Annotated in this window: 7 protein-coding genes and 1 pseudogene; all 8 read left to right on the forward strand. The window is 58.0% G+C overall.

What is annotated here, in order from left to right:
• The first annotated feature begins 305 nt into the window (after positions 1-305).
• Positions 306-3,152, forward strand: a complete 2,847-nt coding sequence (tssI, locus tag MMB74_RS22645) for a type VI secretion system tip protein TssI/VgrG (RefSeq protein ID WP_277430900.1) — start codon at positions 306-308, stop codon at positions 3,150-3,152.
• 3 nt (positions 3,153-3,155) lie between these two features.
• Complete coding sequence (locus tag MMB74_RS22650; RefSeq protein WP_277430901.1) at positions 3,156-5,234, forward strand: phospholipase D-like domain-containing protein; 2,079 nt, start codon at positions 3,156-3,158, stop codon at positions 5,232-5,234.
• 72 nt (positions 5,235-5,306) lie between these two features.
• Positions 5,307-6,551 carry a DUF6396 domain-containing protein gene (locus tag MMB74_RS22655; RefSeq protein WP_346780698.1) on the forward strand — a complete coding sequence of 415 codons (1,245 nt, stop codon included), beginning with the start codon at positions 5,307-5,309 and terminating at the stop codon, positions 6,549-6,551.
• Positions 6,552-6,704: 153 nt separating this feature from the next.
• Complete coding sequence (locus MMB74_RS22660; RefSeq protein WP_277430903.1) at positions 6,705-7,775, forward strand: sel1 repeat family protein; 1,071 nt, start codon at positions 6,705-6,707, stop codon at positions 7,773-7,775.
• Entirely contained in the window at positions 7,772-9,085 is a 1,314-nt protein-coding gene (locus MMB74_RS22665) for a DUF6396 domain-containing protein (protein ID WP_277430904.1), read from the forward strand. The genes MMB74_RS22660 and MMB74_RS22665 overlap by 4 nt, the downstream gene beginning before the upstream one ends.
• Positions 9,086-9,221: 136 nt before the next feature.
• Positions 9,222-9,926, forward strand: coding sequence for a hypothetical protein (locus tag MMB74_RS22670; protein ID WP_277430905.1), 705 nt, complete (start codon positions 9,222-9,224; stop codon positions 9,924-9,926).
• A 34-nt stretch (positions 9,927-9,960) separates the two neighbouring features.
• On the forward strand, positions 9,961-10,293 hold the full coding sequence (locus MMB74_RS22675; protein ID WP_277430906.1) for a DUF6396 domain-containing protein: 333 nt from the start codon (positions 9,961-9,963) through the stop codon (positions 10,291-10,293).
• A pseudogene (locus tag MMB74_RS22680) lies at positions 10,290-10,778 on the forward strand (sel1 repeat family protein); the annotation flags it as partial. The gene MMB74_RS22675 and the pseudogene MMB74_RS22680, both read left to right, overlap by 4 nt.
• Positions 10,779-10,904: the final 126 nt, after the last annotated feature.

Raw genomic sequence — 10,904 nt, forward strand, 5'->3', positions numbered from 1 at the left:
CTCTGCAAGCGCGGCCGCTGCGGTCGCTGCGGTCGCGAAAGGACGAGCAATGGTTTGCGTTTATTTGTATGCAGTCCAGCTGACCGGCGGCCGCCATTCGGCAAAAACACCCGATTTATTCAGGGTCGTAATTTATTTGAAAGGTATTATATTCCTGTTGATATCATCAAAAGCCTCCGTCCATTGCGTTTGCATAAATCGAGCGTTTAAAAGTGTTTCCCGACTTGCCGCTATCGATTAATTGTGGCAACTCGATTAAAATCGCCGCTTCTCAGAATAATCTGTCGGCAAAAGAGGGGCGTGGCATGGCTTCCAATAAGCTTATCGACGCAGCGTACGACGGGGGAATACAACACAATCGGCTGCTCAAGTTGGACACGCCACTCGGTGACGACCGGCTTCTGCCGCTGTACGTGAAAGGTGTCTCACGTATTGGGCGCGACTATGAATTCGTCGTGGATGCGGTTTCCACGCGCACCGAAGCGATCGATGTCAAGGCGTTGATCGGTGCGCCCGTCACGCTATGGATTCAGCAAGCGGATCGGACGTACCGTCCGCATCACGGCTACGTTCATACCGGCTCGCGTCTAGGCGGGGATGGCTACCTGAGCTTTTATCAGCTTCGCTTTGCCTCGTGGCTGCATTTTCTGCATTTGCGCAGGGATATGCGCGACTGGCAGGAGCAAAGCGGCCAGCAAATCATTGCCGATGTGTTTGATGCGCATCCCCAAGCGGGCGGCGCGTATCGGTTCGACTTGCGGCAAACGATGCCGTCGTATTCCTATCGCGTGCAATGGGAGCGCGACTGGAATTTCGTGCATCGAAGCCTCGAAGAAGCGGGCGTGTTCGGCCGGTTCGAGCAGGCCGAAGACGGCAAATCGCACACGCTCGTGCTCACCGACGATCTGTACTTCGTGCCGGCGCTCGATAGCGAACCGGTTCGTTTCGTGCGTACTGGGTTGCGCGAGGAAACGGACGGCTTCACGCAATGGAACGAGCGGCAACAGATCCAAAGCGCGACGCTGACGACACGCACCTTCGATTACAAGCGGCCCGATTGGACCAAGCACGTCAGCGGCGACGTCAATCGCCCGGATCGCACGGTGCCGGCGCAAGGCGAGGTGTACGACTACACGGGCGGCTACACATGGGGCGCCCGCGAGCACGGCGACGATCAAGCGGCTGTCCGTCTTGAAGGATGGGCGTCGCAGGCTCAGCGTTTTCATGGCATCGGCAGTTTGCGCTCGGCCATGCCCGGGTATTGGTTCACCCTCGAAGGGCACCCGGTGCATGATCGCGGCCAGCCGCAAGATCGTGAATTCGCCATTCTCTCGACGGCTTGGACGATCCGAAACAATCTGCCCGGCATGGAGGAGATCGCGGATTTCTCCGGCAGCTTGAGAAGCGAGATCGCCGAAGCGTCGGCGGCGCCGCGCAGCGGCGGTGTGCTCGTCAAACACGCCGATGGTAGCGAAGGTTTCTTTCAAGTCGAAATCGAGGCGCAGCGGCGGCGTGCGCCGTTTCGCAGTCCGCTCGAGCATAAGAAGCCGCTCATGCAGTGGCAGCCTGCGATCATTGCGGGCCCCGAGGGCGAAGAGATCTACACCGATGCGCTGAATCGTGTGAAGGTGTGGTTTCCATGGAATCGCTTGAACGAGCGCGACGAGAAAGCCTCGTGCTGGGTGCGCGCCGGATTCGCCGCTGCTGGTTCGACTCGCGGCGGGCATTTCCCGATGCGAGCGGGCGACGAAGTGCTGGTGGGCTTCGTCGGCGGCGATTGCGATCGGCCTGTCATCGTCGGCCGCATGCACGGCGGCACGACGCCGCCGGTTTGGCATACGACGGGATTGCTGTCCGGGCTGCGCTCGAAGGAATACGGCGGCAGCGGTTTCAATCAATTGGTATTGGACGACGCCACCGGTCAGAACCGCATTCACCTCGCTACGACGAGCGAAGATTCGCATCTGCATCTGGGCTATCTCGTCGATCACACAGGCAACAAACGCGGTGAATATTTGGGCGCCGGATTCGATTTGAAGTCGAATGCCTATGGTGCAATTCGAGCGGGGCAGGGGCTCTATCTCTCGACGCATCCCGCATCGATGAAGCAACCGTTCGATGCACGTCCTGCGGTGTCGCAGCTCTCGGGCGCGCAAAGCGTAATCGATGCGCTGTCGCAAACCAGCGTGAATCATCAGGCGGAGAGCCTTCAGCAAGGCCACGATTCGCTGAAAGCATTCGCGGACGCTGCGCAGCACGCGGTAGTCGGAGATGCCGCACGCGGGCGCACTGCGGGCGGCGGTGCTGGCAGTGCGAACGGCTTCGCCAAACCGATCATGTTGGTTGCGGCTCCCGACAGCATTGCGACGTCGACGTTCCAATCGACGCATGTGTCGAGCGACCAGCACTTGAACGTCGTCAGCGGGCAAAGCGCGCATATCGTGGCGGGTAAATCGCTGATTGCCAGCGTGTCGGACAAGATCAGCTTGTTCGTCCAGAACGCGGGCATGAAGCTGTTCGCCGGGAAGGGCAAGGTCGAAATTCAGTCGCACAGCGACACAATCGAATTGACGGGCAAGACGACCGTGCGGATGCTCGCCACGACGGAGATGGTCAAGGTCGCGGCTCAACAAGGGATCTTATTGACTTCGGGCGGCGCTTACATCCATATCAAGGATGGGAACATCGACATACACGGGCCTGGCAGTGTCGATGTGAAGGGGGCGCAGCGCGTGTTTGCCGGGCCGACGCGCATGGATGTCACGCATCCGGATTTCAAGGACATGCCGACCAAGCGTCTTACGCTCAATCTGCATGCTTCGCCGGACGCGCCCAGTAGCGTGCCGGCGGGGATGCCGTACAAGCTTTTTGCGGACGGCGCGCTCGTCAAGGAAGGGGTGATCGACCGCACGGGGTACTTGCCGATCGATCATCATGTCACGACGCAAAACTATCGGCTCGAGCTGGTCAATGGCACGACGCATGAGATTCCCGTGCCCGGCGAATATCGCGGGGACGCGGACAACGGCCGGCTTGCGAACCAAGGTTTTCAATTCCACGAAGGATTGGGGGGCGGCGATGCGCCGGCCGGGGACCGTGCGCAGCATCGCTCGAGCTATAACGATTTGCTGAATCCTCCGTCGGACGCATAAGCCATGGCTACGCCCAATTTCGACTGCACGATTACGACGCCGATGGCGCTCAATGAGACCAATACGGCGAAAAGCACGATGCGCTGGTTCGTTCACAAGACCGAATACGACCCGCGGTGGTGCGAGTTCAGATATTTGGTGAACGGGCAGCGTGCGTTCGGCTCGCTTTACCAAGACATGCTCGGTGCGAAGCATTCGATCGACATCATCTGCTGGGGCTTTCAGCCGTCGATGTACTTCGTGCGCGATGGGAGCAAGTCGATGCGCATCGGCGAGCTGCTGGCGCATAAGGGCGAGAAGGACAACGTCAAGGTGCGGTTGTTGTGTTGGCATGATCCGCTGTATATAGCGGAAGCCGGTGAGAACAACATGCCGGGTTTCGACGGTAAGGTCACGACCACGAAACGGATGCTGCCGGACGTTGTGTACGAGAAGATCTCGATGATGAGTCCCGACTACCAGACCGACGAGGAGACCTTGTTCGATCTGAAATGGTATTGGCGCGCCAATTTGAACAACGTGACGAACACCGTTCACCAGAATGCGGGCGATCAAGCCCTCGACGAAATATCCATATCGCGGTTTATGCCGACGACTTTGTTGGGAGACGCATCGAACTATCTGATGAACGCGGCCGTCGGGTTCAAAAACCTGGAGTTGGCGACCCGAACGTTCGACGTGTCGGAGCGCACGGAGATCGTCGAGAGAATCCGGGCCCACGGTGAAGCTGCGGGATGGAGCAGCAAGCTGATCAACGGCATGTGTCAAGGGATGGGCGGCATACCCACCCACCACCAGAAAATGGTGCTGATCGACTACGAGCATCCCGAACTGGCCGTGGGTTATGTGATGGGGCACAACATGCTCGATCAGTACTGGGATACGGATGAGCACAAGGCTGCGCCTGCTACGCCGAAGACGGGACGAAGCGGACCTTCTCCGTGGCAGGACATTTCGAGCCGGGTGACGGGGCCGGTGCTGCAGGATTTGAACTCGAATTTTTGCCAAGCATGGGACGAGGCCACGGGGCAGAAGCTGGGCGAAACGCGCAAGAAGCTAGGCGTCGCGGGCAAGCATGAGCTTTGTCTCGGGGGATCGAGCAATGCTAGGGGGATGATGGCCCAGGTGCTGCGCACGCAGTCGCAACACGGTAAGACCGATATCGGCAAGGCGTATCTGCAGGCGCTGAACAATGCGACGCAGTATGTGTTCGTGCAGAACCAGTACTTTCGTTGGGAGGACTTCGCCGACACGATCAAGGCGGCGGCGGCCAAACAGCAACAGGCGGGGCGCGATCCGGGCAAGCATGGGCCGATTTATCTTTTCGTGATCACGAATTCGAGCGATGTTGCCGTGGGGTCGGGGACGCTGACGACCTATCAGATGCTCGAGTCGCTGGGTTATGGCGATCGGATGCCGGGCGTGAAGCGTGCGGAAACCGTGGATCAACTGGCGGAGAGGAAAGCGTCGCTGCAAGCGGCCCTTGCTAAGGAGCAACAAGTTGAACAACGTATGAGGACGCAGGGTGTGGATCCTGCTTCGGCCATTGGCGTGATGAACTATCTGCAGGACAGCGAGATCCGGCAGCGTCAGATGTGGGCGGAGATTGGCGAGATTCAGGATCTGCAGCAAAAACGGGTACAGCAAGGAAGCGACGCCGAACTTGCCGCGCCTGAACCGCTACCAAACCTGAAGGTGATCATTTGCACGCTGGTCGCGCCGGATTCTGCGCCGGAAGCATGGGTCCCTATATACGTTCACGCTAAAGTGATGATCATCGATGATGCTTTTACAACTCTCGGTTCGGCGAACATCAATTTTCGCAGCATGAACGTGGACAGCGAAATCAACATTGCGCTTGAGAATGGCCTGGTCGCGACTGGGCTGAGGCAGGATCTGTGGGGGCTGCATACCCGGGGGGGCGGAGAGCCGCGCTCCAACCTCGGAGGTCTTGAGGGCACGTATTCGTTATGGACTGACATCGTGAACGAAAACCAAAAACGAAAAAACAAGAACATGGCGCCGAAGGCTTCGTTGGTCGGGTTCTTTCGAGCCTCAAACGACCGCTCTTACAAAGACTGACCTATGAAACGATGGTTGCCACTACTCTGCGTTGCGGTTTTTTTCTCTGCATGCTCAAAAAGGGAATCACCAGTGTCCCAATCTGCTGACCTCAGCGCTCTGCGCTCCAACCTGCGGTTCACCTGCGTGCACGAAGCTACGCACCTGCCGTCGCTCAATCCCGACGCAGATAAGCTCTTCCTCTATGGACGGTATCTGCAAAAGAGAGAGGGCGCGAAAGACTACGACGACATCATGCGCTATTACCGCATCGCTGCTGCGCACGGACATTACAAGGCCAACAGGAACGCGCAACTGCTGATCGTACACGGCTTGACGCTAGCGCCGGAGGGTCGGAAGGAGGCGGTTGATTTAGCCATGCAGTTGATGGCCGAAGGTAACCCGGGTGGGTACTACGACATTGGTCATTACCTCGAAATCGGATACGGCTTGGAGCAGGATGCGGCTGCTGCGTTGCGATATTTCCGCAAGGCTGCAGACTTGGGTAGCCCAGAGGCGCAGGCGTATGTAGCCAGCAAGTTGGAGCCGGCGAATATGGCGCCAGCCATCGCGCTGCAAATGCTCGAGTGCGCGGCCGAGCAAGGATTAGGCGATGCGGCGGATAGCCTAGGCATAGACTTAAAGTTGGATCGGAAGTACCAGGACGCTGCCAAAGCGTTTCAGTTGGGAGTGGCAGCCGGTGACATGCAATCGGCTTTCAACTTAAATCGCGCATTTTCGGGCGGCCCGGACCTCTCGGAAGAGGATAAATTAGGCCTCGCAAGTGACCCGGAGCGGGCCGAGCGTTATCGACAGATTCAAGCGTTTATCAATCGCAATGATGGGCGTAACCCCAAAGTACCGGACGTCGAGCGAATCGTCCCTCTGCCTCCGACTGCCCTGCCCCAGTGGGATGGCACCTTCGAGTGGGAAAAAGAGCAAGCCTCGACGAAGCCGCCAGAAAAGCCATCGGACGAGCTTGTCAATCGGCTTGCAAAGGAGAAGCATCTGGATCCGGCGACTGGCCTGCCGCTACCAGGCGCACCGGAGAAAACGTCTGAGTCAGATCGGCAGCCGTTGGCGGTTACGGCAACGGCTGACCGTCTCCCCCTCGGCACGGTCGCGCTCACTGGCGACAAATGTCCAGAAGACGGTCTCTGGTGCGCAAACCTTGGTGCACGACAAGCGGCCAATGCGCAACGCCGATTCGCGAAAGGCGAAACGTTACCGCCGCTTTCCATTCAAGCACCGAGACAGATCGCCATTCTTGACCGCTTGATGGGGGCGAGGGAGCAAACGGAAAACGTCGTCTGGCAGTTGGTTTCGTATGAGAGCTAGCACTCGCGAGTCGCGTAATCATATGTGGACTGGCGCATTTCGCGTCGGCCGAACATCACCGCCCGTATTGATGACCAGCGTGACGGGAGCACAGCGTCAGCTAGCCTCCACGTTGAATTCTTGGCTCGTCGAAGGACGGGCACCGACCACTGAATGAAACGCGAAATCGCAGTAATTTCTCTGGCTGTCTTGGCCGGTGCCTGTGCTAAGAAGGAGGCGACCGCGTCCAAGTCTTCTGACTTAAATGCGCTGCGAGCGAACTTGGCGTTTACTTGCGTGCATGAAGACGCACGTGTGCCCAAGCTAGATCCGGATGCCGACAAGCTGTTTCTCTACGCAAGGTACCTGCAGAAGCGAGCGGGGCAGAAGGACTTCGACGACATCATGCGCTACTACCGGATTGCGGCGGCGTATGGCCATTACAAGGCCAATCACAATGCCCAGCTGCTCATTACTCAGGGCCTTGTGCTCGCTCCCGAGGGGCGAAAGGAGGTGGTGGATCTGGCGATGCAACTCGTGCACGACGACATTCCCGGTGGCTATTTCGATCTTGGCCACTACCTCGAAATTGGTTATGGGGTACAGCAGGACGTCGGCGCAGCGATGCGATATTTCCGGAAGGCCGCTGACCTAGGAAATCCTGAAGCGCAGGCATATGTAGCCGAGAAGCTAGAGCCAGTGGAGATGGCTCCCGCGATAGCCAATCAAATGTGGCAATGTTCCGCCGAACAAGGGCTCGGGGACGCAGCCAACAATTTGGGCATCAATTTAAAGCTGGATATGCATTATGAAGAGGCGATCCAGGCTTTTCAACTTGGAGTGAAAGCGGGTGACACTCAGTCCGCATATAGTCTTGAAGTCGCATTTCGAGCGCCGGATAACCCTAAGGACTCGGACAAACTTGGGTTGCGAAGCGACGTCGAGCGTGCGAGGCGCTATAAAGCAATTGGTGAGTTTATAGACCGGAACGATGGTCGAAACCCGAAGGTTCCCGACATTGAAAGGATCGTTCCGCTGCCTCCGGCAGCATTGCCAGCCTGGGACGGCTCCTTCGAGTGGGAGAAAGAACGCGCTGCCGCCACGCCGCCCGAAAAGCCATCGGATGAATTGGTGAATCGGTTGGCCAAGGGCAAGCATCTCGATCCGGCAACGGGGTTGCCGCTGACTGGTCCGGCAGAAAAAATGTCGGCGTCTGCAATGGTTAACACACCGGCCCCTGCATGAACCGCGCGTTCGCTACCATCTCGTTCGTCTTATTGTTGTGCGCCTGCACGAAGAAGGCCCCTCCGGCATCTCAAGCCTCCGATCCGGACGCACTGCGAGCGAACTTGGCGTTCACTTGCGTGCATGAAGACACGCATATGCCCAAGCCAGATCCGGATACCGACAAGCTGTTTCTGTATGCAAGGTACCTGCAAAAGCAAGCAGGCCAGAAGAACTTCGACGACATCTTGCGGTACTACCGCATCGCTGCAGCTTACGGTCATTACAAGGCCAATCACAATGCGCAGCTGCTAATCGTGCAAGAGCTCGTTTCTGCTCCAGAGGGGAGGAGGGAGGCGGTCGACTTGGCGATGCAACTGGTGCATGACGGCATCCCGGGTGGCTATTACGACGTTGGGCACTACCTCGAGATCGGGTACGGGTTACAACAGGATGTCGCTGCAGCGATGCGTTACATTCGAAAAGCGGCAGACCTTGGTAACCCAGAGGCGCAAGCCTACGTTGCAGATCAACTGAACCCAGTTGGAATGGCACCGGCAATCGCTCGAAAAATGTGGCGCTGCGCTGCAGAGCAGGGTAATGGCCCGGCAGCGAATAAGCTGGGAGTCGTTCTCACCGTTGATGGCGACTATTCCGGCGCGGTATCTGCCTTTCAACTTGCTGTTCAAGCGGGTAACGCCCAAGCGGCTTACAATCTGGAGACAGGTTTTGATGACCCCGCAGCGTCGGACAGAATCAGGTACCTCGCGCTGCCCAAAGATGCCGAACGCTCTCGCCGCTACGAATTGATTCGCAGCTTTATTAGCAAAAACGAAGAGCGCAATCCTAAGGTCCCGGATATAGCGCAAATCGTTCCGCTTCCACCTGCGCCACTTCCAGCCTGGGACGGCACGTTCCAATGGGAAAAGGAACGTGCCGCGGCGAAGCCGCCGGAGAAGCCATCGGACGAGCTTGTCAATCGTCTCGCACGCGACAAGCATCTGGACTCGGCGACGGGTCTGCCGCTACCCGATGCACCGGAGAAAACGTCTGAGTCGGATCGGCAGCCCCCGGCGGTTACGGCAACGGTCGACCGTCTCCCGCTCGGCACGGTCGCACTTACTGGTGACAAGTGCCCGGAAGAAGGTCTCTGGTGCGCAAACCTAGGTGCGCGGCAAGCAGCCAATGCGCAACGCCGATTCGCGAAAGGCGAAACGTTACCGCCGCTTGCAATTCAAGCGCCGAGACAGATCGCCATCCTTGATCGCTTGATGGGGGAGAGAGAGCAAACGGAAAACGTCGTCTGGCAGTTGGTTTCGTATGAGAGCTAGCGAGTCGCGTGATCATATGTGGACCGGCGCATTTAGCGTCGGCCGGACATCTAATGACCAGCGTGGCGGGAGCACAGCATCGGCTAGCCTCCACGTTGAATTCTTGGCTCATCGAAGGACGGGCACGGACCACTGAATGAAACGCGAAATCGCAGTAATTTCTCTGGCTGTCTTGGCCGGTGCCTGTGCTAAAAAGGAGCCGACCGCGTCCAAGTCTTCTGACTTAAATGCGCTGCGATCCAACTTGACGTTCACGTGCGTGCACGAAGCCTCGAATCTCCCCAAGCTTGATCCGGATGCTGACAAGCTGTTTCTCTATGCAAGGTACCTGCAGAAGCGAGAAGGTCAAAAGGACCTCGACGACATCATGCGTTACTACCGAATCGCGGCGGCGTATGGGCACTACAAGGCCAATCACAATGCGCAGCTGCTGATCGCGCAGGGTCTCGTGCTCTCGCCTGAGGGGCGAAAGGAGGCGGTAGATCTTGCGATGCAGCTCGTTCACAACGACATCCCCGGGGGCTACTACGATATCGGTCACTACCTTGAGACGGGCTACGGCGTCCAGAAAGACATCTTGGCTGCGTTGCGTAACTTCCGGAAGGCGGCAGACCTCGGCAACCCCGAGGCGCAAGACTACATTGCCGAGAAATTGCTCCCTGACGCACCGTCTCGCAATATCGCCGTCCAGATGTGGCAGTGCGCGGCGGGGCAAGGTTACGGCAAGGCTGCCAATTCGCTGGGGGAACCTTCTCGGCGCAGAGGGCCGGTTCCAAGAGGCTGCGGAGGCGTACCAACGAGGCGTAGCAGCGGGCAACAGCCTATCGGCGTTCGGGCTTGAGAAGGGTTTCACAGGCCCCCCGGCCGCTGACAAGTTGAACTACATCGGGCTCCCCAATGATCCTGAGCGCTCGGCTCGTTACGTAAAGATTCGCAGGTTTTTCGAGCGCAACGATGGACGAAATCCCACGGTTCCCGACATAGACAAGATTGCCCCGTTACCACCTACGCCGTTGCCGCCATGGGACGGAACATTCCAATGGGAAAAAGAGCAAGCCGCAGCCAAGCCGCCGGAGAAGCCATCGGAAGAACTCATCGATCGATTGGCAAAGAAGAAGCATCTCGATCCAGCAACTGGGTCGCCGCAGACTGATTCGACGGAAAAAATGTCGGTGTCTGCAATGCTCAACACACCGGCCACCGCATGAACCGCGCGTTCGCTGCCATCTCGTTCGTCTTCTTGCTGTGCGCATGCACGAAAAAGGCCTCTCCGGCATCTCAAGCGTCCAATCTGGACGCACTGCGAGCGAACTTGGCGTTCACTTGCGTGCACGAAGCCGCACATGCGCCCAAGCTAGATCCGAATGCCGACAAGCTGTTTCTTTATGCGAGGTACCTGCAGAAGAGAGACGGGCAGAAAGACTTCGACGACATCATGCGCTACTACCGGATCGCGGCAACGTATGGTCATTACAAGGCCAATCACAACGCGCAGCTGCTGATTACTCAGGGGCTCGTTCTCGCTCCTGATGGGCGAAAGGAGGCGGTAGATCTTGCGATGCGGCTGGTGCACGACAACATCCCCGGGGGCTACTTCGATCTCGGTCACTATCTGGAAATCGGCTATGGGGTACAGCAGGATGTCGGCGCAGCAATGCGCTACTTCCGTAAGGCAGCCGATCTTGGTAGCCCGGTAATCCTCCCCTGCAGTAAGCGGGATCAGAAGTAGAATTTCCAGCAAAGGGAGTTCTACGCAATGAAGAAGTCGAAGTTCACGGATAGCCAGATCATGGACGCGCTCAAGCGCGCGGAAGCCGGC

Source organism: Trinickia sp. Y13, from assembly GCF_029522115.1.
Taxonomy (GTDB): domain Bacteria; phylum Pseudomonadota; class Gammaproteobacteria; order Burkholderiales; family Burkholderiaceae; genus Trinickia.

Excerpts from the sequence above, each read along its gene's own strand:
- tssI (WP_277430900.1), top strand. The coding sequence starts at position 306 with ATGGCTTCCAATAAGCTTATCGACGCAGCGTACGACGGGGGAATACAA.
- MMB74_RS22650 (WP_277430901.1), top strand. The coding sequence starts at position 3,156 with ATGGCTACGCCCAATTTCGACTGCACGATTACGACGCCGATGGCGCTC.
- MMB74_RS22660 (WP_277430903.1), top strand. The coding sequence starts at position 6,705 with ATGAAACGCGAAATCGCAGTAATTTCTCTGGCTGTCTTGGCCGGTGCC.
- MMB74_RS22665 (WP_277430904.1), top strand. The coding sequence starts at position 7,772 with ATGAACCGCGCGTTCGCTACCATCTCGTTCGTCTTATTGTTGTGCGCC.
- MMB74_RS22670 (WP_277430905.1), top strand. The coding sequence starts at position 9,222 with ATGAAACGCGAAATCGCAGTAATTTCTCTGGCTGTCTTGGCCGGTGCC.